The sequence below is a fragment of the Conexibacter sp. SYSU D00693 genome, from assembly GCF_017084525.1.
Classification (GTDB): domain Bacteria; phylum Actinomycetota; class Thermoleophilia; order Solirubrobacterales; family Solirubrobacteraceae; genus Baekduia.
Genome location: NZ_CP070950.1, coordinates 2,785,418 through 2,809,761, shown reverse-complemented (window position 1 = coordinate 2,809,761; position 24,344 = coordinate 2,785,418). Strand labels below are relative to the sequence as shown.

Here is a 24,344-nt window from a genome sequence, read left to right as displayed (position 1 = left end):
GTGACCGCACCTCAGTCGTGCACTAGGGAACCCCCGGATCCGGGGGCGCTGCGAAGAAGGGGACTGTCCCCTTCTTCGCAAAGGGCTGCAGAGGGGCTACTTCCGCAGCGGGTCGTGGCCCCAGTTCATGAGGCTGGCGCGCCACCGGGAGTGCTCGACGTCCTCCTCGGGGCCGCCCTGGGCCAGGTGGCGCCTGACGTAGCCGACGACCTTGCGCATCGCGGCGAGGTCGTCGTCGGTCAGGTCGTCCTTGGTCGTGCGCCGCAGCTCGACGATGCGCCGGCCCATCTCGTGGCCGACGGACTCGCCGCCGTCGTCCTTGCCCCAGCCGACGGACCGCGACTCGTCGGTCTCGAGCCAGGCCTCGAGCTCCTTGGGCGCGAGGTTCACGACGTCCTCGAACTCGCGGCGGACCTCCGTGGCGTGGTCGGTCTTCGCCGTCATCGCCCGGCCTTCTTCAGCGCGCCGGGCTTGTGGACGGCCGTCCCGCCGCTCTTGTCGCTCCTGACGAGGTACTGCGGCTCGTCCTCGGAGGCCTTGACCTTGCGCCCGCCGGCCTCGGTCTCCGACGTGATCTTGCGCTCGACCTTGCCGACGGCCTCGCCGCCGTGGGACTTCCACGTGACCCTGTCGCCCTTCTTGAACTCGCTCATGCGCCGGGCCTGCCCGGCGACGGAGCGTGCGGGCGCCCACCTGCTGGGTAGGGTCCGCGCCCATGCGCGCCGCCACGATCCGCGACGGCGAGGTCGTCGTCGAAGAGCACCCGGACCCCGAGCCCGGGGCGGGCGAGGTCCTCGTCCGCGTCAAGGCGGCGGGGCTCAACGGCGCCGACGTCCTGCAGCGCAAGGGCGCCTACCCGGCGCCGCCCGGCTCGCCGCAGGACATCCCCGGGCTGGAGCTCGCGGGCGAGGTCGCCGGCCTCGGTGCCGGCGCGCGGCGCTTCCGCGAGGGCGACCGCGTGATGGCGATCGTCGGCGGCGGCGGGCAGGCCGAGCTCGCGACCGTCCACGAGCGCCAGCTCATGCCGGTGCCCGACGGGGTCGACTGGCCCGCGGCGGGCGGCCTGCCGGAGGTCTTCACCACCGCCCACGACGCGCTCTTCACGCAGGGCGACCTGCGGGCGGGCGACCGCCTGCTCGTGCACGGCGCGGCCGGCGGCGTCGGGACCGCGGCCGTCCAGCTCGGCGCCGCGGCCGGCGCCCAGGTGACCGCGACGGTCCGCAACCCGGACCTGCGCGACGCCGTCCGCGAGCTCGGCGCCCACGACGTCCTGGACCCGGAGGGCTTCGAGGAGCACGGGCCGTTCGACGTCGTCCTCGAGCTCATCGGGGCGCCGAACGTCCCGGGCGACGTCAAGGCGCTGGCCACCGGCGGGCGGATCGTCGTGATCGGCATCGGCGCCGGCTTCCGCGCCGAGGTCAACCTCGTCGCCCTGATGGGCAAGCGCGGCGTCCTGCGCGCCTCGACCCTCCGCGCCCGGCCGCTGGAGGAGAAGGCGCTGACCGCCCGCGCCATGGAGCGCCACGTCCTCCCGCACGTCGCCGGCGGTCGCCTGCGGGTGCCCGTCGCGGCGACGCACCGGCTCGACGACGTCGCCGGCGCCTACGAGCGCTTCACCGCCGGGGGCAAGCTCGGCAAGGTCGTCCTCGAGCTCTGAGGCTCAGGCGGTGCGCGCCGCGCGCACCACCCGCGGCAGGCGGTCCAGGTTGCAGCCGAGGAAGACGCCCGCCAGGACCGGCACGGTCGGCACGACGACGTCCTCGCGCAGCTCGAGCGTGAAGACCGCGGCCAGCCACGTCGCGCTGGCCGCCGCCACGAAGACGGGCCGCAGGTCGAAGCGCCGCGCGTAGGTGAGGAAGACGCCGAGGAAGGCCGCGTCGGTGATCCCCAGGCGCGCGGGCGCCGGCGCCCCGTCCCAGCCCGGCAGCGTGAGCGACAGGACGTCGCCCGTCTGGGGGTCGCCCGTCAGCAGCAGGCCCGACGGCCCGCCGCCGCCGACCAGGCCCGACCCGAGGTCCACCGCGGCGACGAAGACCGGTAGCGCGACCACGAGCGCCGGCGTCTGGGTCGCGATGGCGAACAGCGCGCCCACCGCGCCCCAGCCCATGGCCTCGACCACGGTCGCGCCCGAGCCGGCGTCGGCGACCGCCAGCATCCCGACGAGCAGCAGCGTCCCGAGGCCGGCGAGGACGAGCAGCGGCGGCTCGTCGCCCAGGGGCGCGACCGCGGCCACGCCGACGACGACGGCCAGCACGCCGCCCCAACCGCCCGCCATGGCGGTGTCCGACGCGCTGCCGACGTCGGGCAGGTCCCCGGCCAGCAGGACGTAGGCCTGCGCGGCGACGAGCAGCGCGGCCAGCAGGAGCGCGGCGGCGCGGGCGCTCAGTACGGGGGAAGCTCGTCGTACCACGCGCCGAGCACCCGGAAGGCCGACCAGAACGCCCGCTTGGCCGACTCCTCGTCCAGCGACGCGTCGATGTCCGGCGTCCAGATCGCGTCGATCGACGGCGTGAAGCCCTGGATGACGCCGGGCGTCGGGGCGACCTCGCGCGAGAGCGGGACGTCGAGGTCGTTGAGGACGGCGAGCGCGTCCTCGCCCATCACGACGACGACCTTCGGCTGCACGATCGCGAGCTCGTCGGCCACGCGGCGCACGCACCCGTCGTCGGCCAGCGACGGGTCGCCCACCGGGCACTTCGCGCACAGCGTCCCGTAGACCGCGAGCGGGTCGATGCCCAGCCGCTTGAGCGACTTCATGAGCGCGGTCCCCGCCCGGCCGTAGAACGCGACGCCCTCCTCGACCTCCGAGGGCTGCGGCGCGTGCTTGAGCAGGAAGACGTCGGCCTGGGGGTGGCCCGAGCCGAGCACCGGCATCAGGCTCCCGCGCGGGCACGCGCGGCACTCCTGCAGCTCGCGCGTCAGCGCGTTGAGCTCACGGATGGCCCGCTCGAGGTACTTCTCGCGGATCTCGTCGTCGGTCGCGGGCACCGACGAGGGGTTCGACGTCCGCTCCGAGCGCCCCTCCGCCTGCATCAGCCGTTGCGGGTCGCCCGCCGCACCCGCCGCTCGCGCCGGGCGCGCCGGGCCGCGGGCGGGGTCGCCTTCGTCTCGAGGAACTTCAGGGCCTGCACGTAGAGCAGCGTCCCCGACTTGGTGATGATCTCCGCGTGGCGCAGGGACTCGAGGAACTCCTCGGGCCCGTCGAAGTCGCGCATGCGCACCCGCACCGTGCCGAGGCCGGCGGCCACGTGGGAGTCCGACCCGGCCCCGCGCACGATCCGGTACTTGGCCGCGAAGCGCTCGGCCTCCTCGTTGAACGAGCCGATCGCCACGCGCGGGTTGTAGACCTCGATCGCGTCGACGTCGTCGAGGATCGTCTGCAGGTGCTCGTAGTCCGGGACCGCGTGCATGCGGTCGAACGGGTGCGGGACGTAGACCAGGCCGCCCTGGGCGCGGATCGCGTCGACCGTCTCGCGCAGCGACAGCCCGCGCGGGATCTTCTCCTGCAGGAAGAGCCCGATGACCTCGCCCTGCGTGGCGGTCTTGACCTCCTCGCCGACGATGACCTTCACGCCGTAGGCCTCGGCCTTCTCGAGCGCCTCGAACGCCCCGGAGACCTCGTTGTGGTCGGTCACCGCGATCGCCCCCAGCCCCTGGTCGCGCGCCGTGGCGAGCAGGTGCTCGACCGGCGTGGCGCAGTCCGGGCTGTGGTCGGTGTGCATGTGCAGGTCGACGTCGATCGTCCGCCGGGGCGCGAGCGACTGCCAGAGGCGGCCGTCGCCCTCGGCGTCGTGGCGGCGGGCGACGAGCGCGGCGTAGGAGGCCTCGACGTCGTCGCACACGTCGTCCCACGAGCGCGGCGGCGGGGCGGCGGCGCGCCGCGCGGCGCGCAGGTCGGGGTCGGCCAGCCGCGCGAGCTGCGCGGCGAGCGTCTCGCTGTCGCGGGGCTCGAAGAGCAGGCCGGCGTCCTGGGCGAGCTCCTCGTAGACCGGCAGGCGCGAGGCGACGGGGACCGCGCCCGCCGCCAGGGCGCGCAGCAGCAGCGCCGGGGCCGGACGGTCGCCGTCGGAGGCCAGGACGACGACGTCGGCGCCCTCGAGCGCCTCCTGCTCGCCGTCCTCCGCGAAGGTCACGCGCTCGCGCAGGTCGGCGCGCAGCGGCGTGGAGGTCGACGGGCCCCGCGGGCTCACGACGGTGGCGGTGAAGTCCAGCTCGCGCGGCAGCCGGCGCAGCGCGCGCAGGAACGTCCGCAGCGCCGCGCGCTCCTCGCCGTCGACGAAGGCCAGGCGCAGCGGGCCGTCGTCGGGATGCAGGCGCGAGGCGGGCGCGTCGGTGCCCGGCCCGACCACGGCGTAGTGGCCGCCGAAGAAGCGCTCGAGCAGCTGGGCGGTGGCGCCGAAGGCGGCGTGGCGCGCGTCGAGCCGGCCGAAGACGAGCTTCGTGAGCTTGCGGGCCACCTGGGTGGCGACGAGGCGCTCGGCGGGCGCGTGGAACGTGCCGACGGTCAGCGCGCGCGAGTTGCGCAGCGCGGTCGACGAGACCGAGGGCGCGAAGGGCTCGTGCACGTGGACGACGTCGAGCGGCAGGGCCGTGAGCAGCTCCTCGATGGTCCGGGCGGCGTCGACGGGCAACGCTGCGCGCGTGCGGGAGGCGACGGGCACCTCGAGCGCCTCGCTCACCGGCAGGAACGGCCGCCCGGCGAGCGCCTCGAAGCGCCCGGCCCGGACCGCGGCGCGGACCTCCTTGACCGCCGCGCCGTCGCGCGACGGGGCGAGGACCGTCACCTGGTGGCCGCGGGCCGCCAGGCGGGCCGTGACCTCGCGCACGTACGTGCCGACCTCGTGGCGCTCCTCCCAGGTGAACGGGGAGACGTGCGCGATCGACAGGGCCTCCACAGCGCACATGCTAGGCGGGCCTCAACCGGAGGGCCGTGCCCGCCGATCACCCGGGTGGAGGCACCCGCACCCGAAGAGGGGTGGGCGCCGCAGCCCGTCCGGCCCTCGTCAGGAGCACCATCGCACCATGACCACCGTCCGCCAGCTCGTCGTCCAGGCCACGTCCGCGACCGACGCCCACCGGCGCCAGACGGAGCTCGTGCGGGCCAGCCTCCTGTGTCGCGGCAGCCAGCGCCGCAAGGGCGCTTCGGCGTCGCGCCGCGCCGTCTCGCGCTAGCTCAGGCGGCCGGCGGCGGCGCCAGCAGCTGCCGGCGCACGTGCATGATCCGCTGGAGGACGGTGACGACGCTCATCGCCGCCAGCACGTAGACCGCGGGCGCCAGCGCGTCGACGTCCGGGATGATCGAGCCCTCGGCGAGCAGCAGGCCCGCGCTGAGGATCACGACGCGCACCGCGCGGTTGGCGAAGCCCACCTTGCACTCGACGCCCAGCGCCTCGGCCCGGGCCCGCGTGTAGGAGACCAGCAGTGACCCGGCGATCGCGATCGCGCAGCCCAGCACCGCCGCCTGGTCGGCCTCGTCGGCGTAGTGCGCGGCGACGACGCAGAGGATGATCGACTCCTCGATGCGGTCCAGCGTCGAGTCCAGGAAGGCGCCGAAGGCCGTGCCCTTGCCCGACATCCGCGAGTAGCGGCCGTCGAGCGTGTCGCACACCGAGCCGACGATGAACGCGAGGCCGCCGACGATCCACCACTCCTGCAGGAGCAGGACGGCGGCGACGACGTGCAGCGCCAGGCCCGTGAGCGAGATCGCGTTGGGCGTGAGGCGCGACTCGATGAGCCGGTTGCGGTAGAGCTCGCGGCGCTCGGCGCCGGAGAGCGGCGCACGTCGGCCGCTGCCTGGGGAGGGGGAGGTGGCCATGCGGGTGGGGGCTGCCGGCGGACTAGGCCTGCGCCGGGCTGAACGCCCAAGCGGCGGGCCGGGCCCGAGCGAGCCACGCGGCAGCATAGGCCGACGCGGCCGCGGTCGCCGCCCCGAGGGCCGCGTCCAGCCACCAGTGGTTCGCCGTGACCACGACGCACCACATCATCACGGCGGGGTAGACCGCCCACAGCACGCGCGTCACGCGATGGCGCGAGAGGCGCATGAGCGGGATGCCGATCATCAGCGCGAACGCGCAGTGCATCGACGGCACCGCGGCGTACGGGTTGAAGAGCGCGTTCACCGAGTCCTTGGGCTCGACCCCGGCGAAGTTCGAGACGGTGTCCTCGAAGCCGTACTCGCCGAAGAACCGCGGGGGCGCGGTCGGGAAGACCATGTAGCCCACGAGCGCGATCACGAACGAGACCACGAACATGTTGCGCACGAAGTAGAAGCGCTCGTTGTGCACCCAGTACATCCAGAAGAGCGCCGTCAGGACCACCGTGGTCTGGGCGTTCATGTACAGCATGTTCGCGAACCAGTTCAGCGGGTCGACGTCCCGGAAGAACTCGTGGAGCGAGGGCTCGACGAACAGGCCCAGCGAGTCCTCGATGCGGATGAGGTGGCGCGCGTTCTCGAACGCGACCGCCGCGCCCTGCGGGTTGTCGATGTAGCCGCGGGTCAGCCGGTAGGCGTAGTAGGCGACCGCGAGCAGCGCGATCTGGCGCAGCAGGTCGACCGGACCCTGCGGCAGCACCCGCGCCCGCACTGTCGTGAGTCGCCCCTGCACCGCGGAGATGCTACCGGGTGGTGAACGGGGGGCAGGTGCGGCCAGCCGCCCACGGAGCTGCGTCGCGGTGTCGCGTCTAGCGCGAGGAGCAGGCGCTCCCGCGGCGTCGCACGAGGCCCTCGGCGGTCAGCCGCGCCTCCAGGACGACGCGCCCGGCGGCGCGGGCGTGGACCGCGGTCCAGTCGCCTCGGGTGCGCTCGAGGCAGGCGCGGCCGCGCACGACGGTCCAGTAGGGCGTCCAGCGCACGCGCACCCGCAGCGTCCCCGGCCGGCTCGCACGCAGCGCCATCGCGTCGGGCTCCAGCGCCAGCAGCCGGCCCGGTCCGGCCACCAGCGGCGTGGCGCCGCGGACCGCGAAGACCCGCCAGTGCGCGTCGCGCCAGACCTCGCGCAGGTACGGCGTCCCGCGCCGGACGAGCTGCGCCTCGGCACGCGCCGACGGGTCCAGCGGTGCATCGGGCAGGGCCACCACGGCGACGGCGTTGCGGCGCAGCCAGCGCTCGTAGGCGCCGGCCGAGAGGCGCCTGCCCTTGGCGTAGAAGAGCGCGTTGCGCTCCGTGTCCAGCTGCGTCTCCCAGCCGCGGGCCAGCGAGAACCGCGGCGCGAGGTGCACCGCCTCCCAGTGGCCGCGGGTGAACGGCACCTCGACGCGCAGCGGGCCGCCGAGCTGGCGCTCGCGCTCGGCGAGGAACGCGCGCAGGCCGGTGTAGTAGCGGGCGTGCACGCTCGGGTCGCTCGCGCCCTTGGCGGTCTCCACCACGGGGGCCTTCCACTGCCAGCCCGCCATGCCGACGGCGACGAGCAGGAGCGCGGCGCGCCGGCGCGGCGACGCGGCGGCGACGCCGAGCGCGGTGCACGCCAGCAGCGGGCCGGCGAACGTCGCTCCCAGGCGGGTCACGTTCGAACCCACCGGCGTGTGCAGGACGAACGCCGCGAGGGCCGCCAGCGCGTAGAGCCAGGCGCCCGTGCGCAGGACCCGCTCCTGCGGGGGAAGCAGGAGCGCGAGGGCGACGCTGAAGCCGACGGTCGGCAGCAGGGCGACGGTCGAGAACGGCTGGCGGCCGCCCTCGGGGAACGCGACGGCGAGGGCGAGGATGGTGCCGAGCGCGGCGGCGGCCAGCGCGGCGCCGCGGCGGTCGCGGCAGGCGACGACGAGCGTCCCGCCGGCGAGGGCGACGAACAGGCCCGCGACCGGGCTGGCGGCGGACGCGCCCGCGGCGAGCAGGGTCGCCAGGCGCGAGCGCCCGGCCTGCAGTGCGACGAGCGCCCCGAGGCCCACCGCGACGCCCAGCGCGTAGGTCAGCCGGCCGATGAGCAGGTCCGCGCACGTCGCCGCGGCGAACCAGGCGACGCCGAGCGTCGCCCGCGGTCCCCAGTGGCGGCGGGCGAGGCGCTCGAAGAGGACGGCCGACGCGACGGCGGCGAGCACCCCGAGCGGCCGCGGCCCGACGAGGTGGGCCAGCGGGGGGAAGAGCAGCGAGTAGCCCGGGAGGTGGTGGCCGCCGTACCAGCCCGTGTCCCAGACGGCGAAGCCCTCCTTGGCGAAGAGCGTCGTGCGGTAGACCTGTGCGGCGAGGTCGGGCGTGCGCGGCGCGAGCGCCAGCCACAGCAGCGCGCAGCCACCGGCCAGCGCCCACGCCGGCACAGCGCGGCGACGCGCGTGCACGGTGAGGGCCAGCACGCAGCGCGACGCTACGGGCGGCGCGTGGCTTGGCAGGTGAAGAGGTCGTGTCCGGCTAGCCGCAGCGCGGCGAGGTCGCGCGGACGCGGCCGGGCGACCAGGCCATGACGAGACGCGCCGGGCCGGGGCGGTCGACGCGCACGCGCGTCCAGCCGCCCGCATCGGCGACGCAGCCCGGCACGCCCGCGAGCCGCCAGTAGGGCGACCAGCGCACGCGCACGAGCGCGTCGCCGCGGCGGAGGGCGCGCAGCCCCACGTGGTCGACCCCGAGCTCCGTCGCCCGGACCGCGCCGGTCGCCGCCGGCGCCGGGTCGCGCACGGCGAAGAGCCGCCAGTGCGCGTCACGCCACACCTCGCGCAGGTACCCCGGGCCAGAGCGGATGAGGTCGGCCTCCCGCGCGCCGGCGTAGTCGATCGCCCCGAGCGGCAGGACGACGAACGCCACCGCGTGCGCGTCGAGCCAGCGGCGGTACTCCGCGGCGCCGATCGGCCGGTCGTCGTAGAAGAGGTCGTTGTGCGCGCGGTCGGCCTGGCGCAGCCAGCCCCGCGCGAGCGGGACGTGGCGCGCGAGGTGCAGGGCCTCGGCGTGGTCGTCGGTGAACGCGACCTCCACGCGGTACGCGGCGAGCCGGCCGTCGCGGGCCTCGATCGCACGGACCAGCGGCGCGTAGGTCGACGCCTCGGCCAGCGGGTCCCCCGACGCCCGGACGACGTCGTCGACCGCCGAGCCCCACTGCCACCACAGCAGCGGGGCGGCGAGCGCGAGCACCAGCGCGCGCCGGTGGGGCCACAGGGCGCCGGCGACGACCGGTCCCGCGACGAGCGAGCCCAGGCGTGCGGCGTTGCCGCCCAGCGCGCTGGGGACCGCGGCCGCGCCGACGAGCACGACGAGGTACAGCGCCGCGGCGGCGTAGAGCGTCCGGCGCTCGCGCGGCAGCACGGCCAGCAGCAGGACGGCGCCGGCGATCGCCGGGGCCGCCGCCCAGAAGGTGAACGGGAAGGTCCCCGTCTCCGGGAACGCGAGCGCCACCAGCCCGGCCGGCGCGACCGCTGCGACGCCGAGCGCCACCGCCGACCGCCCGCCCCCCGTGAGCAGCCACGCCAGGGCGCCCATGGCGAGGAACGCGCCGGCCACCGGTGAGCCGAGCGAGGCCGCGGCGGCGAGGACGACCGCGGTCCGTGGCCGGTGGCGCGCGGCGGCGGCGACCGCGGCGGTGGCCAGCGCGGCGCCGAGGGCGAAGGTCAGCCGCCCGGTGAGCAGGAGCGTCGCGGAGCCCAGCGCCGCCCACAGCGCGGCGACGCGCGCGGCGGCGGGGGCGAAGACCGCGTGGGCCGCGCGCTCGGCCGCCGCGGCGAAGCCGACCGCGCTCAGCGCCCCGGCCAGCGACGGCCCGAGCGCCCAGCCCAGCAGCGGGAAGAGGATCGAGTAGCCCGGCAGGGGGTGGCCGGCGTACCACCAGCCGTTCCAGACGACCGCGGGTCCCTCGAGGTCGACGAGGTGCGCGCGGAACCGCTGCGCGACCAGGTCGGCGACCGGCGGCTGCCACGCCAGCCACGCGGCGGCCAGGACCGCGGCGAGCGCCCACACGGGCACCCTCCGGGCTGACGGCCGCCGCATGGCCGGGCAGGCTAGCCGCCGAAGTCCGCCGTGATCATCCAGCCGCGCTCGCCGCCGAGCGTCCCGAACTTCGCGCCGACGCCGAGGAAGCGGAAGTCGCCGCGCAGGAGCTGCTGGGCGTGGCCGGGCGAGGCCATCCACATGGCCACGACCTTGCGGCCCGCGTGGCTCAGCCCGTCGGGCACCCACGCGATGACCTCGCCGCCGTTCTTGTAGCCGCCGGCGAAGCGGATGCGCTGCATCACGGTCTTGCCGTCGAAGCCGTCGTGCTGCATCCGGTCGAAGCGCAGCTGGTCGGCCGAGTGGCCGTCGGCGACCCTCGCCAGGCCGCGCCGGGCGCGCAGCGAGCGCAGGCCGTGGCGGCGGCGCTCCGCGTTGATCGCCCAGGCGATGTTGTGCTCGGTCTTGGTGTGGTTCGGGATGTCTGCGTACGGCATCGAGGGGCCACCGTCGCCACGGCCGGCGCATCCTGAAACCCTGTGTGACCGTCGTCACACGAGGAACTGCGCGACCCGGTCGACGAGCTCCGGCCGGTCGTACCACGGCCAGTGCCCGGCGCCGTCGAGGACCTCGTGCTCGACCGGCCCGCCGAGGGCGTTCGCGTAGGCCTCGCAGAAGTGCGACGGGATGTAGGGGTCCTGCGCGCCCCAGAGGACGAGCGCCGGACAGCGCAGCGCGCCGAGGCGCTCGCCGAGCCGCGCGAGCTCGTCCGGCGGGGCGCTGCGGTAGAGGCGCAGGATCGCCCGCTGGGTGCCCTGGTCCAGGCCCTCCTTGACGAGGTCGAGGAACGCGCGGGGCATCGGGCCCCTGGTCGCGTTGGACTCGCGGGTGACCAGCCCGAGCACCGGCCCGCCGAGCAGCCCCATCGACAGCTCGCCGAGCACGGGGGTGCGCCAGGCCCGGGCGATCCGGTGCCAGCGGTAGCCCGGCAGCAGCGGGACGGCGTCCATCACCACGAGGCGCTCGACGCGCTCCGGGTGCTCCTGCGCCCAGGCCAGGCCGACGCCCGCCCCCCAGTCCTGCACGACGAGCCGGACGCGGTCCACGCCGCGGGCCTCGAGGAAGCGCTCGAGCCAGCCGGCGAGGAACGGGACGTCGTAGGGGTGGTCCGCCCGCTTCGTCGAGCGCCCGAAGCCGGCCAGGTCGGGCGCCAGGCCGCCCGTGCGCTCCAGGAACGGCGTCCACAGCCGGCCGCTCGTCGGCACGCCGTGCACGTAGAGCACGGGCGGGCGCGCCGGGTCGCCCTCCGCGCTGAACCACCGCGCCGGCTCGCCGCCGACCTCGCCGTGCTCCTCCCGCACCTCCGCCATGGCGCCCGCGACACTAGCCTCACGGGACCTTGCGCACGCTCTGCCTCGGAGAGGCCCTCGTCGACCTCGTCTGCCACGAGCCCGCGGCCGGCCTGGCCCAGGCCCCGTCCTTCGTCCCGCACCACGGCGGGGCCACCGCGAACGTCGCGGTCGCCTGCGTGCGCCACGGCGGGCGGGCCGCGCTGGCCGGCGGGGCGGGCGCCGACGGCTGGGGCCAGTGGCTGCGTGAGCGCCTGGAGCGCGAGGGCGTCGACCTCACGTGGTTCAGCCTCGTCGAGGGGGCCCAGACGCCGATCGCCTTCGTCACCGTCGACGAGCAGGCCCAGCCGACGTTCTCGATCTACGGCGAGGGCATCGCCACCGGCATCCGCTCGGTGGCCGACCGGATCGACGAGGCCGTCGAGGCCTGCGACGCGCTGTTCCTCGCCTCGAACACGCTGGTCGGCGAGGACGAGCGCGAGCTGACGCTGGGCGCCCACGCCAAGGCGCTCGAGCTCGGGCGCCCGGTGCTGCTCGACCCGAACCTGCGCATCGCGCGGTGGCCGAGCGCCGCGCGCGCCGTCGAGGAGACCCGGCCGTTGGTCAAGGGTGCCTTCTTGGTCAAGTGCAACGCGACCGAGGCCCACCTGCTGACCGGCGAGCGCGACCCGGACGCCGCCGCCCGCGCGATGCTGGCCGGCGGGGCGCGCCACGTCGTGGTGACGCTCGGGCAGGACGGCGCGCTGCTGCGCGGAGGCAAGCTCGACCGCGACGTCCCCGGCCGGGTCGCGCGGGCCGTCGACACCACGGGCGCCGGCGACGCGTTCATGGGCGTCCTGCTCGCCCGCCTGTCGGCCAGCGGCTTCTACGCGCCGGCGATCGCCGCGGCGCTGCGCGACGCGGTCGACGTGGCCGCGCGCACGACCGAGCACTGGGGCGCGCTGGGGTGAGCGCGACGTGGGCGGCGCCCTCGCGCGCCCGCGTCGCCCGGATCCGCCGGCGGCTGGCGGACGTCTACGGCGTGCCGTGCGCGCCGCCGCACGAGGACCCGCTCGGCGAGCTGGTCCTCACGATCCTCAGCCAGTCGACCAACGACCGCAACCGCGACGTCGCCTTCCTCGCCCTGCGCGACGCGCTGCCCACGTGGGAGGCGGTGCGCGACGCGCCGGTGCAGGAGGTCGAGGACGCGATCCGGCCCGGCGGCCTGCACGTGCAGAAGTCGCGCCGCATCCAGGAGGTGCTGCGCGCGTGCGGCGACCTGGACCTGTCGTGGATGCGCGACGCCCCGGTCGCCGAGTCCCAGGCCTTCCTCTGCGCGCTGCCGGGCGTGGGCCGCAAGACCGCGGCGTGCGTCCTGGTCTTCGCCTACGGGCTGCGCGACGTGCCGGTGGACACGCACGTCGGCCGGGTCGGCGCGCGGCTGGCCCTCCTGCCCGGGAAGGGCTCGAGTGACAGGCTGCACGACCTGATGGTCGCGCTGACCCCGCCGGGCGCGGAGCTCGAGCTCCACGTCAACCTCCTGCGCCATGGCCGGCGCACCTGCCACGCGCAGCGCCCGGCCTGCCCGTCGTGCGCGCTGCGGCGCCTGTGCCCGAGCCGGAGGGCGTGATGGCGCGCGTCGCGCTGGCCACGTACGCGGCGATGCCGCAGGGCGACGAGGACGACGCGCCGCTGCCCGGGCTCATCGGCGACGCGACCTGGGCGGTGTGGGACGACCCCGCCGTCGACTGGGACGCCTTCGACCTCGTGGTCCTGCGCTCGACGTGGGACTACCAGGAGCGCCGGGACGCCTTCCTGGCCTGGGTCGACCGCCTCGGCGACCGGCTGCTCAACCCGCCCGGCGTCGTGCGCTGGAACACCGACAAGCGCTACCTCGCCGAGCTGCCCCATGCCGTCGAGACCGCCTTCCTGGCGCCGGGCGAGCCGCTGGCCGACCTCGAGCGCGAGGTCGTCGTGAAGCCGACGGTCTCCGCCGGCTCGCGCCACACCGCGCGCTTCTCGCCGGGTGAGGAGGACCGCGCCCGGGCGCTGGTCGCCGAGATCCACGGATCGGGGCGCACCGCGATGGTCCAGCCCTACGTCGCCTCGGTCGACGCCCGCGGCGAGACCGCGCTGCTGTTCTTCGACGGCGCGTTCTCGCACGCGGTGACGAAGGCGGCGATCCTCAAGCCGGGCGCCGAGCCGACCAGCGACGACTACGCGTCCGAGGAGATGGCCGCCCGCGAGGCGACGGCGGCCGAGCGCGAGGTGGCCGGCGCGGTCCTCGCCGCCGCGCCCGCCGGGTGGCTGTACGCGCGCGTCGACCTCGTCGAGGGCGACGACGGCCGCCCGCTGCTCCTCGAGCTCGAGCTCACCGAGCCGTCGCTGTTCCTGGGGCTGGCGCCCGGGGCCGCGGAGCGCTTCGCGGCAGCGGTGCGCGCACGGCTGCGCTGACCACGACGACCACCGCCACGGCGGCGATCGCGTCGAGCCACAGGTGGTGGCCCGTCGCGAGGACCAGCGCCACGACGACCACGGGGTAGGCGAGCGCCAGCGCGCGCACGACGGGCGGCCGCGCGTGGCGCCACACCAGGACGCCCGCGAGCAGCGCCCACGCGACGTGGCCCGAGGGCAGCGCCGCGTAGGGGCTCTGCAGGAGGTAGGCGATCCCGGTCCCGGACGTGCCGACCGTCGCCTGGAGGCTGTCGTCGAGGCCGAGCCCCGGCAGCAGCCGCGGCGGCGCGGTCGGCAGCGCGAGGTAGCCCGCGACGAGGACGAGCTGCACGCCCACGAACGTCGCCCGCGCGGCGGCGAACGCGTGCGGGCGCTCGAGGCGCAGCCACACCAGCGCGCCGACGGCCGCCGGCACATGCGCCAGGAGGTACACGCCCGACGCGATCCCCAGCAGGGTCGGGTGCGACGCCAGCCACCCCGCGAGGTCGGGCTCCACGAGGAGTCCCAGCGCGCGCTCGGCGTCCGCGAGCTGCGCCCCGCGGTCGATGGCCGGCTGCGGGTCCGTCGTCCGGGCCACCAGCGCCACCACGGGGTTCAGCGCCAGCGCGAGCGCCACGGGCCAGAACGAGGCGGTCGTCGCGCGCAGGAAGGCCACGGCGGCGCCGGTACCCGAGGCGCCCCGCATGAAAGGTGCCAGGCACCTTCCACCCCGCGCTGGCGCGGTGGCGCTCCGGTCGGTGGTGGGTGCCGGCGTGCCAGACCGCCGGTGAGTGGGGACTTGCGCTCGCATGCCGAGCGCAAGTCCCCACTCACGCGGGCCGAACCCGCAAGACCGCTCACGGAGGACGCGACCGCGGGCGGTTCCCTCCTCAGTGCCCAACGGCGAGCGCCCCGGGTTCCTCAAGCGCCCCGAGCGGCTCCACCACGACTGCACCCCTCAGCCCCAGAAGCCCGACTGAGGCTCCCGCACCCCCGCACTCCACCCTCCGCCCAAGATCTTCTACACTCTCACTCAGATTTGGCCCCACGGCATCCCTGAAGGAGACCCCAGCACCCCATGGGCAAGACCATCGGCATCGACCTCGGCACGACGAACTCGTGCATGGCCGTCCTGGAGGGCGGCGAGCCGACCGTCATCGAGAACGCGGAGGGCGGGCGCACGACCCCGTCGGTCGTCGCCTTCGCGACGTCCGGTGAGCGCCTCGTCGGCACCGTCGCCAAGCGCCAGGCGGTCACCAACCCGCAGAACACCGTCTTCTCCATCAAGCGCTTCATGGGCCGCAAGGAGGCCGAGGTGCGCGAGGAGGAGTCGATGGTGCCGTACAAGGTCGTCTCCGGCCCCAACGGCGACGCCCGCGTCTCGGCCGGCGGCAAGGAGCACTCGCCGCCGGAGATCAGCGCGATGATCCTCGCGAAGCTCAAGGCCGACGCGGAGGCCTACCTCGGCGACACGGTCGACAGCGCGGTCATCACCGTCCCGGCGTACTTCAACGACGACCAGCGCCAGGCCACCAAGGACGCGGGGCGCATCGCCGGCCTCGACGTCAAGCGCATCATCAACGAGCCGACCGCCGCGTCGCTCGCCTACGGCCTGGACAAGGAGTCCGACCAGACGATCCTCGTCTTCGACCTCGGCGGCGGCACGTTCGACGTGTCGGTCCTCGAGATCGGCGACGGCGTCTTCGAGGTCAAGTCGACCGCCGGTGACAACCACCTCGGCGGCGACAACTGGGACAAGGCGATCGTCGACTGGCTCGCCGCCGAGTTCAAGCGCGACCAGGGCATCGACCTGACGCAGGACCCGATGGCCCTCCAGCGCCTCTACGAGGCCGCCGAGAAGGCGAAGATCGAGCTGAGCTCCGCGCAGGAGACCCAGATCAACCTGCCGTTCATCACGGCCGACGCCTCGGGTCCCAAGCACCTCGACGTCCGCCTGGCCCGTTCGAAGTTCAACGAGCTCACCGCCGACCTGCTCGACCGCGTGGTCGCGCCGGTCCGCCAGGCGCTCGACGACGCGAAGTCCAAGGGCGTCGACCAGGTCGAGCACGTCGTCCTCGTCGGCGGCATGACCCGCATGCCGGCCGTGCAGGAGAAGGTCAAGGACCTCACGGGCAAGGAGCCCCACCGCGGGGTCAACCCGGACGAGGTCGTCGCCGTCGGCGCCGCCATCCAGGCGGGCGTCCTGGCCGGCGACGTCAAGGACGTCCTGCTGCTGGACGTCACCCCGCTCACCCTCGGCATCGAGACCAAGGGCGGCGTGATGACGAAGCTCATCGAGCGCAACACGACGATCCCGACGCGCAAGTCCGAGGTCTTCTCGACCGCCGAGGACAACCAGCCGTCGGTGGAGATCCACGTGCTGCAGGGCGAGCGCGAGATGGCGACCTACAACAAGTCGCTGGGCAAGTTCCAGCTCACCGGGATCCCGCCGGCGCCGCGCGGCGTGCCGCAGATCGAGGTCGCGTTCGACATCGACGCCAACGGCATCCTCAACGTGTCGGCCAAGGACCTCGGCACCGGCAAGGAGCAGAAGATCGAGATCCGCGCCGGCGGCGGCCTGAGCGACGACGAGATCAAGCGCATGGTCACCGACGCCGAGAGCCACGCCGAGGAGGACCGCAAGGCCCGCGAGCTCGCCGAGGCCCGCAACAACGGTGAGAACGCCGCCTACCAGGCCGAGCGCCAGGTCAAGGACCTCGAGGAGCAGATGGACGACGCCGCCAAGGCGGACGTCGAGTCGCGCATCAAGGAGCTGCGCGACGCCCTGGGCTCCGAGGACGCGGCGGAGATCACGGCGAAGACCGAGGCGCTGCAGCAGGCCTTCCACAAGGTCTCCGAGGCGATGTACCAGCGCGCCCAGGAGCAGCAGGCGGCCGCCAACGGCGCGCCGACCGGTGCGGCCGACGGCGCCGCCGACGCGGCCGACGACACCGAGGACGTCGTCGACGCCGAGGTCGTGGACGAGGGCCGCTAGTGAGCGAGGAGCCGCAGGAGACCGGCGGCGAGGAGCAGGTGCCCGTGGCGGAGGCGGCCGACCCGGCCGCCCCCGTCGAGGCCCCCGACCCGGAGCCCTCGGGCGACGGGCCGGCGGCCGGGGCCGGGGCGCCCGCCGAGGCCGAGCCCGACTTCAGGGACCTCTACCTCCGCGCCGCCGCGGAGACCGAGAACGTCCGCAAGCGCGCGCGGCGCGACGTCGAGCTGGCGCAGGCCAAGGGCGTCGCGCGCCTGGCCCGCGAGCTCCTGCCCGCCCTGGACAACCTCGACCGCGCGATCGCCGCGGCCGAGCAGCAGGAGGGCTCGGGCGACCACGAGATGACCAAGGGCGTGCGCCTCGTGCAGCAGGAGCTGCTCGGCGCCATGGCCCGCATCGGGATCGAGCCCTACTCGCCCGAGGGCGAGCCGTTCGACCCCCACCACCACGAGGCCATGGCCCAGCAGCCCGTCGAGGGCGTGGCCACCGGCACGATCGTCACCGTCTACCAGCCCGGCTACCGCTACAAGGACGAGGTGCTGCGGGCCGCCAAGGTGGTCGTCGCGGCGTGACCAAGAACCCCTACGAGGTCCTGGGCGTCGACAAGAAGGCCTCGCAGGAGGACATCAAGCGCGCCTACCGCAAGCTCGCGCGGACCTACCACCCGGACCGCAACCCGGGCGACGCCTCCGCCGAGGAGCGCTTCAAGGAGGTCCAGGCCGCCTACGACCTCGTCGGCGACGCGGAGAAGCGCAAGAAGTTCGACCGCGGCGGGCTGTTCGGCCCGGGCGGCGTCGGCGGCCAGGGCTTCCCCGGCGGCTTCGGCGGCGCCGGCGGCGGCCCGGACGTCGGCGGCTTCGGCGACATCCTCTCCAACCTCTTCGGCCAGGCCACCGGCCGCGCGGGCGGCGGCGCCGGTGCGCGCACCCCGCGCGCCGAGCGCGGCGCCGACCTCGAGGCGTCGGTCTCCATCTCCTTCGAGCAGGCGATGGAGGGCACGCAGGTCCCGCTGAGCGTGGACAGCCAGGCGCTGTGCGGCACCTGCCACGGCACCGGCGCCAAGCCCGGCACGAGCCCCAAGGTCTGCCCCCGCTGCCAGGGCCGCGGCGTCGAGTCCCAGGGCCAGGGCCTGTTCTCGATCTCCCAGCCGTGCGGGCGCTGCAAGGGCTCGGGCACGATCATCGAGGACCCCTGCCCGACCTGCGCGGGCTCGGGCCACGTGCGCAAGACCAAGCGCTACCGGGTCAACATCCCCGCCGGCGTGAAGGACGGCAGCCGCGTGCGCCTGGCCGGCAAGGGCGAGCCGGGCCGCAACGGCGGGCCGCCGGGCGACCTCTTCGTCGTCACGCGCGTGGCCGAGTCGCCGGTCTTCGAGCGCAAGGGCGACCACCTCGAGGTCGAGGTGCCGCTCACGATCCCCGAGGCCATCCGCGGCGCGGACGTCGAGGTCCCGACGCTCAACGGCCGCAAGAAGCTGCGCGTCCCGCCCGGCACCCGCCACGGCACCGTCCAGCGCCTGCGCGGCGAGGGCCCGCCCAAGCTCGGCGGCGGCCCGCGGGCCGGCCGCGGCGACATCCACTACCGCTTCGTCATCGACGTCCCCGGCTCGCTGTCCGACGAGCAGTCCGAGGCGGTGGACAAGCTCTCGCAGACGCTCACCGGCAACCCGCGGGAGGGTCTGTTCACGTGAAGCGCCGCACCCGAGTCACCATCAGCGCCGACCAGGGGGTCTTCATGATCTCCGTGGCGGCCGAGCTCGCCGAGATGCACCCGCAGACGCTGCGCATGTACGAGGCGCGCGGGCTCATCGAGCCCAAGCGCTCGCCCAAGGGCACGCGCCTGTACTCCCAGCGCGACGTCGAGCGGCTGCGGCGCATCCAGCAGATGACCACCGAGTGGGGGCTCAACCTCGCGGGCGTCGAGCGCGTCCTCGAGCTCGAGTCCCAGCTCGAGCGCGCCCAGCGCCGCGTCGAGCAGCTCGAGCGCCGCGCCGCGCAGCTGCAGGAGGAGATCGCCGGCCTCGAGGTCCGCCGCGACGAGGTCAAGGCCGACATCGTCCGCTACGAGCAGCCCGGTGCCGAGGTCGTCCGCGCGCGCGACGTCAAGCCGCTGCGCACGACCATCAAGGTCGAGCGCGACGACGACCGCGACCGCTCGGCCTAGCCGGCGATCCGTCGCACGAGCCGGACCGTCGTCGCCTCCGGCTCACGGCGCACGTCGAGCTCGTCGACCAGGCGCTCCATCATCGCCAGACCGCGGCCGCGGTCGACGCGGCCCTCCTCGCGCTCGCGCCACCGGCCGGGCGAGCGGACCTCCACGACGAGCTCGAGGTCCTCGCGCCACGCCGTGACCTGGAACTCGGCGGCCTCGTCGCCGCGGCTGTGCTCGACGGCGTTCGTCGCCGCCTCGGCGACGGCCAGCAGCAGGTCGGCGTCGGTGCGCTCCTGCTCGGCCAGCCACCGGCGCAGCGCGGCGCGCATCCGCGCGAGCTCGTCGGGTCGGGTGGGCAGCGCGAGCTCGAGGCGGTCGCCCAGCGGCTGGACGCGGGCGGCGAGCAGCGCGACGTCGTCGGCGCCGCCCCGCATGACCTCCGCGGCCTGCAGCGCGCCGTCGAGCACCGCCTCGGGACCCTCGCCGGCCAGCCGGCGGGCGGTGTCGCGCAGGCGCTCGAGCCCCTCCTGGATCGGCGCCTGGCGGCGCTCGACCAGGCCGTCGGTGTAGAGGACGAGCGTCGCGTCGGGCCCCAGCGGCGCGGAGGCCGATCGCCGCCGCCGCGACGTCCCGGCGCCGATCGGTGCGCCGGTGCCGCCCTCGAGGAAGCGCCCCTCGCCGCCCTCGAGCAGCAGCGGGGGCGGGTGCCCGGCGCTGGCCCAGCGCACGTCGCGGCGCTCCACGTCGACGACGGCCAGCGCGACCGTGGTGAGCTCGAGCGCCTCGCCCTCCAGCTCGACGGCACGCTCGAGGCGGTCCAGCGCGATGGCGGGGTCCTCGTGCTCGAGGACGTAGGCGCGCAGCGCGCTGCGCAGCCGCCCGACCGACGCCGCGGCGGCCAGGCCCTTGCCCGCCACGTCGCCCATCGCCAGCGCGAGCCGGCCGCCGGGCAGCTCCAGCGCGTCGAACCAGTCGCCGCCGACGTCGGCCTCGGCGGCGGCCGGCACGTAGCGCGCCGCGAGGTGGACGCCGGGCAGGTCGGGCAGGCGCTGGGGCAGCAGCGAGCGCTGGAGCGTCTCGGCGATGCGGTGCTCGCGCGCGACGACGTCCACGAGCGTGAGGTCGCGCACGAACGCCGCGACGAGCCGCTCCCCGCCGACGTCGAGGACGCTGGCGTGCAGCAGCGTGCGCACCGTGCTGCCGTCGACGCGGCGCAGGTGCAGCTGGTAGGGCTCGGGCTCGGCGCCGGCCACCAGCGCCCGCTGGCGGCGCTCCTCCACGGTCGCGCGCTCCTCCTCGGCGAGGAAGCGCACCCAGGGCTGGCCGAGCAGCTCCTCGCGCTGCTCCGCACCCAGCATCCGGGCGAGCGTCGCGTTGCAGTCGATGATGGTCGTGCTGTCGTCGACCGCGACGAAGCCGTCCTGGGAGGACTCGAGCATCGCCCGCAGCCGGTCCTCGCTGCGGGCCAGCGTCGTGGCGCGCAGCCCGACGGCGCGGCCCTGCTCCTCGAGGCGGTCCAGCAGCCGGCCCACGACGAGCGAGGCCATGACGATGACGCCGAGGACGATCAGCGACCGGGCCACCCCGTGCTCGGCCTGGTGGTCGGCGGCGACGTGGACGGCCGGCAGCAGGACCGCGATGAGGCCGATGTGCAGCCACGCCGTCCGCGGCAGGTACGCCGCGGCGAACACGCCGGTCCACACGAACATCACCGCGTAGGGCGACGGGCCGGCGATGACGCAGGCCAGGGCGATGAAGAGCGTCCCGGCGGCGCACAGCGCGTCGACGCGCAGCCGCGTCGCGGCCAGCCGCGGCCGCAGCAGCATGACGAGGCCGCTGAGGAACGCCGCGACGGCGAGGGCCGCCGAGCCGGCGACCGGCGTCTCGTCGTGGCGGTCGAGCGCCAGGGTGAGGAGGCCGAGCGCCGAGCCTCCGGAGAAGAGGAAGCCCAGCGCTCGTGCCGGGGCGGTGGTGCCGCGGGAGGCGCCTGCCACGCCGCGACCCTACCGCCGTCTGTCGCTACTGGTTGCCGCGCGTCGTGCCGTCGGGCCCGCCGGCCTCGCGCTCGGCCTCGGCACGGCCCGGGTGGCCCTTGGGGAGGTCGTGCGGGGAGATCTCGTCGTGCGCCTCGCGCGTGTCGCCGAGCGGGCGCTCCTCGTCGGGCGTCACCGGACCCAGCGGCTCCTTGCGACCCTCGTCGGACGGGCCGCCCTCGTGCGTGGGCTCGTCGGGCGGCGGGGCGTTCTCGCCGCCCACCTCGGTCTGGGAGCCCGACCCGTAGACCGGGTCCTCGCGCTCCATGTCCTCCTGCTGGTGCTCCGTCATGTGGGCCTCACACGTTCCCCTTCGTCGTCCCGTCCACACCACCGGCGAGGCGCTCGGCCTCGAGGCGCCCGGGGTGGTCGGGCGGCAGGTCGTGCGGGGAGATCTCGTCGTGGGCCTCCGGCGTGTCGCCGGCGGGCCGCTCGTCGTCGGGCGTGAACGGGCCCAGCGGCTCGTCCTTGCCCTCGTCGGCCGGGCCACCCTGGTGCGTGGGCTCGTCGGGCGGCGGGGCGTTCTCGCCGCCGACCTCGGTCTCGGTCTGCGACCCGTACACCGGGTCGTTGCGGGCGAAGTCCTCGGGCTTCTCGGCCATGGTCGGCCACTACCCCCCGCCAGGCGCCTTGACGCGCCCCGCCTCCGCGCTAGACTTGAGTCAGTCCCACTGAGATTTCTGCCCATGAGCCCTGATCGCTTCACCACCAAGACCGCCGAGGCGCTGCGCCGCGCCATCGACCTGGCACACGCGCGCCGCCACGCGCAGACCCAGCCCGAGCACCTCCTCGCCGCCCTGCTCGAGCAGGAGGACTCGCTCGTCCCGTCCGTCCTGCGCAAGGTCGGGGTGCCCGTGGCCACCCTGCGTGCCGACGTCGACGCCGCGCTCGACGCGCTGCCCACGCTCGCCGAGGTCCAGGAGCCCGCGACCGCCCCGGAGCTGCTCCAGGTCCTCCGCGCCGCCGAGCACGAGATGCGCCAGCTGCGCGACGAGTACGTCTCGGCCGAGCACCTCCTGCTGTCCCTCAGCGCCCACGGCTCGGGCGCCGGCGAGGCGCTGCGCGCCGCCGGCCTGACCAAGGAGCGCGTGCTCGAGGCCGTGCAGGCCGTGCGCGGGTCGCACCGGGTGACCGACCAGTCGCCCGAGGACAAGGTCCAGGCGCTCGCGCGCTTCGGCGTCGACCTGACCGAGCGCGCCGAGCTGGGCGAGCTCGACCCCGTCATCGGCCGCGACGACGAGATCCGCCGCGTCGTCCAGGTCCTCTCGCGCCGCACGAAGAACAACCCCGTGCTCATCGGCGAGCCCGGCGTCGGCAAGACGGCGATCGCCGAGGGCCTGGCCCAGCGCATCGTCGACGGCGACGTCCCCGAGTCGCTGCGCGACCGCCGCGTCGTCTCGCTGGACATCGGCGCGATGCTCGCCGGCTCGAAGTACCGCGGCGAGTTCGAGGAGCGCCTCAAGGCGGTCCTGCAGGAGGTCAAGGACGCCGGCGGCCAGGTCGTCCTGTTCATGGACGAGCTGCACACCATCGTCGGCGCGGGCGCCGCCGAGGGCGCGGTCGACGCCGCGAACCTCCTCAAGCCGATGCTGGCCCGCGGCGAGCTGCGCGCCGTCGGCGCCACGACGCTCGACGAGTACCGCAAGCACGTCGAGAAGGACGCCGCGCTGGAGCGCCGCTTCCAGCCCGTCATGGTCGACGAGCCCTCCGTCGAGGACGCCATCGCGATCCTCCGCGGCCTCAAGGACCGCTACGAGCAGCACCACAAGGTGCGCATCACCGACCCGGCGATCATCGCCGCGGCGACGCTGTCGCACCGCTACATCGCCGACCGCTTCCTGCCCGACAAGGCCATCGACCTCGTCGACGAGGCCGCGTCGCGCCTGCGCATCGAGATCGACTCGAAGCCCACGGAGATCGACGAGCTCGACCGCCGCGTCATGCAGCTCGAGATCGAGCTCACGTCGCTGGCCAAGGAGACCGACGACGCCTCCGTCGCCCGCCGCGCCGCCATCGAGCGCGAGGTCGCCGAGCTGCGCGAGGAGTCCGCGGCGATGACCGCGCGCTGGCAGGCCGAGAAGGAGGCCATCGAGGCGGTCGCGGCGCTCAAGGAGCGCCTCGAGCAGGCGCGCCACGAGGTCGACGTGGCCCAGCGCGAGGGCGACCTCCAGCGCGCGGCCGAGCTGCGCTACGGCGAGATCCCGCAGCTCGAGGCCGAGCTGCAGGCCGCGCAGGAGCGCACCGACGGCGATCGGGGCTTCCTCCAGGAGGAGGTCGGCGCCGAGGACGTCGCCGAGGTCGTCGCGCGGTGGACCGGCGTGCCGGTGGCACGGCTGCTCGAGGGTGAGGTCGAGAAGCTCGTCCACATGGAGGCGCGCCTGCACGAGCGCGTCGTGGGCCAGGACGAGGCGGTCGCGGCGGTGTCCAACGCCCTGCGCCGCTCGCGCTCGGGCCTCGCCGACCCCGACCGGCCGATCGGCTCGTTCCTCTTCCTGGGCCCGACGGGCGTGGGCAAGACCGAGCTGGCCCGCGCGCTGGCCGAGCTGATGTTCGACAAGTCCGACGCGATGGTCCGCATCGACATGTCGGAGTACATGGAGAAGCACGCCGTGGCCCGGCTCGTCGGGGCGCCCCCCGGCTACGTCGGCTACGACGAGGGCGGTCAGCTCACCGAGGCGGTGCGCCGGCGGCCCTACGCGGTCGTCCTGCTCGACGAGGTCGAGAAGGCCCACCCGGACGTGTTCAACCTCCTGCTCCAGGTCCTCGACGACGGCCGGCTCACCGACGGCCAGGGCCGCACGGTGGACTTCAAGAACGTCGTGCTGGTGATGACGTCCAACATCCCGGGGGGCCGGGTCGGCGCCGAGGCGCACTTCCGCCCGGAGTTCATCAACCGCCTCGACGACATCGTCGAGTTCCACCCGCTGGACCGCGAGCACCTCGGCTCGATCGTCGGCCTGCAGCTCGAGCGGGTCCTGGCCCGGGCGCGCGAGCGCGGGGTCGAGGTCGAGGTCACGCCCGCGGCGAGGGAGCTGCTGGGCGAGCTGGGCTACGACCCGACCTACGGCGCGCGGCCGCTCAAGCGCGTGATCCAGCGCCACCTGGTGGACCCGCTGGCGCTCGCGCTGCTCGACGGGCGCTTCCGCGAGGGCGACGCCGTGCGGGCCGACGCGCGCGACGGCGAGGTCGTCCTCGAGCCCGCGCAGGCGGCCGCCGCGGCTGCGGCCGCCTAGCCGATCGGGTAGAACGGCGCCATGCCCACGTACATCATGCTCACGACGCTGACGCCCGAGGGCGTGCAGACCGTGAAGAACAACCCTGCGCGCATCCGTGAGGTCAACCAGGAGATCGAGCAGCTCGGGGCGACCGTCAAGGCGCAGTGGTCGGTGCTGGGCCGCTACGACTTCGTGAACATCGTCGAGGCCCCCGACGAGGGCGTCATGGCCCGCGTCTCGCTGGAGCTGGGCAGCCGCGGGACGGGGCGCTACGAGACGCTGTCGGCGATCCCGATCGACGACTTCATCGCGTCGCTGTGACGTGGACGAACGCCGACGCGGTCTCCG

General features: G+C 75.2%; 26 protein-coding genes. 11 read left to right on the top strand and 15 right to left on the bottom strand.

What is annotated here, in order from left to right:
• Window positions 1-96: 96 nt before the first annotated feature.
• Both JUB12_RS13915 and JUB12_RS13910 read right to left on the bottom strand, forming a co-directional pair.
• Entirely contained in the window at window positions 97-444 is a 348-nt protein-coding gene (locus JUB12_RS13915; RefSeq protein WP_205696019.1) for a DUF3140 domain-containing protein, read from the bottom strand.
• Entirely contained in the window at window positions 441-653 is a 213-nt protein-coding gene (locus tag JUB12_RS13910; RefSeq protein ID WP_205696018.1) for a DUF2945 domain-containing protein, read from the bottom strand. Before JUB12_RS13910 ends, JUB12_RS13915 begins: the two co-directional genes overlap by 4 nt.
• Before the next feature lie 62 nt (window positions 654-715).
• Here JUB12_RS13910 and JUB12_RS13905 point away from each other — a divergent pair, with 62 nt between their 5' ends.
• On the top strand, window positions 716-1,657 hold the full coding sequence (locus tag JUB12_RS13905) for an alcohol dehydrogenase catalytic domain-containing protein (RefSeq protein WP_205696017.1): 942 nt from the start codon (window positions 716-718) through the stop codon (window positions 1,655-1,657).
• A 3-nt stretch (window positions 1,658-1,660) separates the two neighbouring features.
• Here the strand turns inward: JUB12_RS13905 and JUB12_RS13900 are convergent, their stop codons facing one another.
• Genes JUB12_RS13900 through JUB12_RS13890 form a run of 3 tightly spaced genes read right to left on the bottom strand, consistent with a single transcriptional unit; the run spans window position 1,661 to window position 4,904 of the window.
• Entirely contained in the window at window positions 1,661-2,410 is a 750-nt protein-coding gene (locus tag JUB12_RS13900; RefSeq protein WP_205696016.1) for a hypothetical protein, read from the bottom strand.
• The gene (locus tag JUB12_RS13895) at window positions 2,383-2,988 is read right to left on the bottom strand and encodes a uracil-DNA glycosylase family protein (RefSeq protein WP_241004269.1); all 606 of its coding nucleotides are present in this window, start codon (window positions 2,986-2,988) and stop codon (window positions 2,383-2,385) included. Before JUB12_RS13895 ends, JUB12_RS13900 begins: the two co-directional genes overlap by 28 nt.
• A gap of 44 nt (window positions 2,989-3,032) precedes the next feature.
• On the bottom strand, window positions 3,033-4,904 hold the full coding sequence (locus JUB12_RS13890) for a glycosyltransferase (RefSeq protein ID WP_205696014.1): 1,872 nt from the start codon (window positions 4,902-4,904) through the stop codon (window positions 3,033-3,035).
• Between the two features lie 118 nt (window positions 4,905-5,022).
• On the opposite strand from JUB12_RS13890, the gene JUB12_RS13885 reads away from it, so the two are divergent.
• Window positions 5,023-5,172 carry a hypothetical protein gene (locus JUB12_RS13885; RefSeq protein WP_205696013.1) on the top strand — a complete coding sequence of 50 codons (150 nt, stop codon included), beginning with the start codon at window positions 5,023-5,025 and terminating at the stop codon, window positions 5,170-5,172.
• A 1-nt stretch (window position 5,173) separates the two neighbouring features.
• On the opposite strand, the gene JUB12_RS13880 is transcribed toward JUB12_RS13885, so the two are convergent.
• The 6 genes from JUB12_RS13880 to JUB12_RS13855 all read right to left on the bottom strand — a co-directional run bounded on the left by JUB12_RS13880 (window position 5,174) and on the right by JUB12_RS13855 (window position 11,214).
• Complete coding sequence (locus JUB12_RS13880; protein ID WP_205696012.1) at window positions 5,174-5,815, bottom strand: CDP-alcohol phosphatidyltransferase family protein; 642 nt, start codon at window positions 5,813-5,815, stop codon at window positions 5,174-5,176.
• 22 nt (window positions 5,816-5,837) lie between these two features.
• The gene (locus tag JUB12_RS13875) at window positions 5,838-6,605 is read right to left on the bottom strand and encodes a phosphatase PAP2 family protein (RefSeq protein ID WP_205696011.1); all 768 of its coding nucleotides are present in this window, start codon (window positions 6,603-6,605) and stop codon (window positions 5,838-5,840) included.
• A 76-nt stretch (window positions 6,606-6,681) separates the two neighbouring features.
• Entirely contained in the window at window positions 6,682-8,286 is a 1,605-nt protein-coding gene (locus JUB12_RS13870) for a hypothetical protein (protein ID WP_205696010.1), read from the bottom strand.
• 55 nt (window positions 8,287-8,341) lie between these two features.
• Entirely contained in the window at window positions 8,342-9,904 is a 1,563-nt protein-coding gene (locus JUB12_RS13865) for a hypothetical protein (protein ID WP_205696009.1), read from the bottom strand.
• A gap of 11 nt (window positions 9,905-9,915) precedes the next feature.
• Window positions 9,916-10,341: a CAP domain-containing protein gene (locus tag JUB12_RS13860; protein ID WP_205696008.1), complete on the bottom strand. Its 426-nt coding sequence runs from the start codon at window positions 10,339-10,341 to the stop codon at window positions 9,916-9,918.
• Between the two features lie 54 nt (window positions 10,342-10,395).
• Window positions 10,396-11,214, bottom strand: coding sequence for an alpha/beta fold hydrolase (locus tag JUB12_RS13855; protein WP_205696007.1), 819 nt, complete (start codon window positions 11,212-11,214; stop codon window positions 10,396-10,398).
• Between the two features lie 29 nt (window positions 11,215-11,243).
• Here JUB12_RS13855 and JUB12_RS13850 point away from each other — a divergent pair, with 29 nt between their 5' ends.
• Genes JUB12_RS13850 through JUB12_RS13840 form a run of 3 tightly spaced genes read left to right on the top strand, consistent with a single transcriptional unit; the run spans window position 11,244 to window position 13,626 of the window.
• Complete coding sequence (locus JUB12_RS13850) at window positions 11,244-12,143, top strand: carbohydrate kinase family protein (protein ID WP_205696006.1); 900 nt, start codon at window positions 11,244-11,246, stop codon at window positions 12,141-12,143.
• Window positions 12,140-12,802: a DNA lyase gene (gene nth, locus JUB12_RS13845; protein WP_241004268.1), complete on the top strand. Its 663-nt coding sequence runs from the start codon at window positions 12,140-12,142 to the stop codon at window positions 12,800-12,802. The genes JUB12_RS13850 and nth overlap by 4 nt, the downstream gene beginning before the upstream one ends.
• A complete protein-coding gene (locus JUB12_RS13840; RefSeq protein ID WP_205696005.1) occupies window positions 12,781-13,626 on the top strand; it encodes a RimK family alpha-L-glutamate ligase in 846 nt (281 codons plus the stop codon). Before nth ends, JUB12_RS13840 begins: the two co-directional genes overlap by 22 nt.
• Here the strand turns inward: JUB12_RS13840 and JUB12_RS13835 are convergent.
• On the bottom strand, window positions 13,544-14,281 hold the full coding sequence (locus JUB12_RS13835) for a phosphatase PAP2 family protein (RefSeq protein ID WP_205696004.1): 738 nt from the start codon (window positions 14,279-14,281) through the stop codon (window positions 13,544-13,546). The genes JUB12_RS13840 and JUB12_RS13835 overlap by 83 nt on opposite strands.
• Before the next feature lie 402 nt (window positions 14,282-14,683).
• On the opposite strand from JUB12_RS13835, the gene dnaK reads away from it, so the two are divergent.
• Genes dnaK through JUB12_RS13815 form a run of 4 tightly spaced genes read left to right on the top strand, consistent with a single transcriptional unit; the run spans window position 14,684 to window position 18,760 of the window.
• On the top strand, window positions 14,684-16,600 hold the full coding sequence (gene dnaK, locus JUB12_RS13830; protein WP_205696003.1) for a molecular chaperone DnaK: 1,917 nt from the start codon (window positions 14,684-14,686) through the stop codon (window positions 16,598-16,600).
• Window positions 16,600-17,169, top strand: a complete 570-nt coding sequence (locus tag JUB12_RS13825; RefSeq protein ID WP_205696002.1) for a nucleotide exchange factor GrpE — start codon at window positions 16,600-16,602, stop codon at window positions 17,167-17,169. Before dnaK ends, JUB12_RS13825 begins: the two co-directional genes overlap by 1 nt.
• Window positions 17,166-18,287, top strand: coding sequence for a molecular chaperone DnaJ (gene dnaJ / locus JUB12_RS13820; RefSeq protein ID WP_205696001.1), 1,122 nt, complete (start codon window positions 17,166-17,168; stop codon window positions 18,285-18,287). The genes JUB12_RS13825 and dnaJ overlap by 4 nt, the downstream gene beginning before the upstream one ends.
• Window positions 18,284-18,760 carry a heat shock protein transcriptional repressor HspR gene (locus tag JUB12_RS13815; RefSeq protein ID WP_241004267.1) on the top strand — a complete coding sequence of 159 codons (477 nt, stop codon included), beginning with the start codon at window positions 18,284-18,286 and terminating at the stop codon, window positions 18,758-18,760. Before dnaJ ends, JUB12_RS13815 begins: the two co-directional genes overlap by 4 nt.
• Here the strand turns inward: JUB12_RS13815 and JUB12_RS13810 are convergent.
• The 3 genes from JUB12_RS13810 to JUB12_RS13800 are packed head-to-tail and all read right to left on the bottom strand — an operon-like array spanning window position 18,757 to window position 21,383.
• Window positions 18,757-20,742: a SpoIIE family protein phosphatase gene (locus tag JUB12_RS13810; RefSeq protein WP_205696000.1), complete on the bottom strand. Its 1,986-nt coding sequence runs from the start codon at window positions 20,740-20,742 to the stop codon at window positions 18,757-18,759. The genes JUB12_RS13815 and JUB12_RS13810 overlap by 4 nt on opposite strands.
• A gap of 25 nt (window positions 20,743-20,767) precedes the next feature.
• A complete protein-coding gene (locus JUB12_RS13805) occupies window positions 20,768-21,073 on the bottom strand; it encodes a hypothetical protein (RefSeq protein ID WP_205695999.1) in 306 nt (101 codons plus the stop codon).
• Window positions 21,074-21,080: 7 nt separating this feature from the next.
• Window positions 21,081-21,383 (bottom strand): hypothetical protein, encoded by a 303-nt coding sequence (locus JUB12_RS13800; protein WP_205695998.1) that lies wholly within the window; start codon window positions 21,381-21,383, stop codon window positions 21,081-21,083.
• Between the two features lie 84 nt (window positions 21,384-21,467).
• Between JUB12_RS13800 and clpB the strand changes: the two genes are divergently transcribed.
• Entirely contained in the window at window positions 21,468-24,014 is a 2,547-nt protein-coding gene (clpB, locus tag JUB12_RS13795; RefSeq protein ID WP_205695997.1) for an ATP-dependent chaperone ClpB, read from the top strand.
• A 21-nt stretch (window positions 24,015-24,035) separates the two neighbouring features.
• Window positions 24,036-24,317: a GYD domain-containing protein gene (locus JUB12_RS13790; RefSeq protein WP_205695996.1), complete on the top strand. Its 282-nt coding sequence runs from the start codon at window positions 24,036-24,038 to the stop codon at window positions 24,315-24,317.
• Window positions 24,318-24,344: the final 27 nt, after the last annotated feature.

Bases quoted from the DNA above. Each gene is read 5' to 3' on its own strand.
- JUB12_RS13885 (WP_205696013.1), top strand. From the start codon at position 5,023: ATGACCACCGTCCGCCAGCTCGTCGTCCAGGCCACGTCCGCGACCGAC.
- JUB12_RS13880 (WP_205696012.1), bottom strand. From the start codon at position 5,815: ATGGCCACCTCCCCCTCCCCAGGCAGCGGCCGACGTGCGCCGCTCTCC.
- JUB12_RS13800 (WP_205695998.1), bottom strand. From the start codon at position 21,383: ATGGCCGAGAAGCCCGAGGACTTCGCCCGCAACGACCCGGTGTACGGG.
- JUB12_RS13855 (WP_205696007.1), bottom strand. From the start codon at position 11,214: ATGGCGGAGGTGCGGGAGGAGCACGGCGAGGTCGGCGGCGAGCCGGCG.
- clpB (WP_205695997.1), top strand. From the start codon at position 21,468: ATGAGCCCTGATCGCTTCACCACCAAGACCGCCGAGGCGCTGCGCCGC.
- JUB12_RS13905 (WP_205696017.1), top strand. From the start codon at position 716: ATGCGCGCCGCCACGATCCGCGACGGCGAGGTCGTCGTCGAAGAGCAC.
- JUB12_RS13890 (WP_205696014.1), bottom strand. From the start codon at position 4,904: ATGTGCGCTGTGGAGGCCCTGTCGATCGCGCACGTCTCCCCGTTCACC.
- JUB12_RS13915 (WP_205696019.1), bottom strand. From the start codon at position 444: ATGACGGCGAAGACCGACCACGCCACGGAGGTCCGCCGCGAGTTCGAG.
- JUB12_RS13790 (WP_205695996.1), top strand. From the start codon at position 24,036: ATGCCCACGTACATCATGCTCACGACGCTGACGCCCGAGGGCGTGCAG.
- JUB12_RS13865 (WP_205696009.1), bottom strand. From the start codon at position 9,904: ATGCGGCGGCCGTCAGCCCGGAGGGTGCCCGTGTGGGCGCTCGCCGCG.
- JUB12_RS13910 (WP_205696018.1), bottom strand. From the start codon at position 653: ATGAGCGAGTTCAAGAAGGGCGACAGGGTCACGTGGAAGTCCCACGGC.
- JUB12_RS13860 (WP_205696008.1), bottom strand. From the start codon at position 10,341: ATGCCGTACGCAGACATCCCGAACCACACCAAGACCGAGCACAACATC.
- JUB12_RS13805 (WP_205695999.1), bottom strand. From the start codon at position 21,073: ATGACGGAGCACCAGCAGGAGGACATGGAGCGCGAGGACCCGGTCTAC.
- dnaK (WP_205696003.1), top strand. From the start codon at position 14,684: ATGGGCAAGACCATCGGCATCGACCTCGGCACGACGAACTCGTGCATG.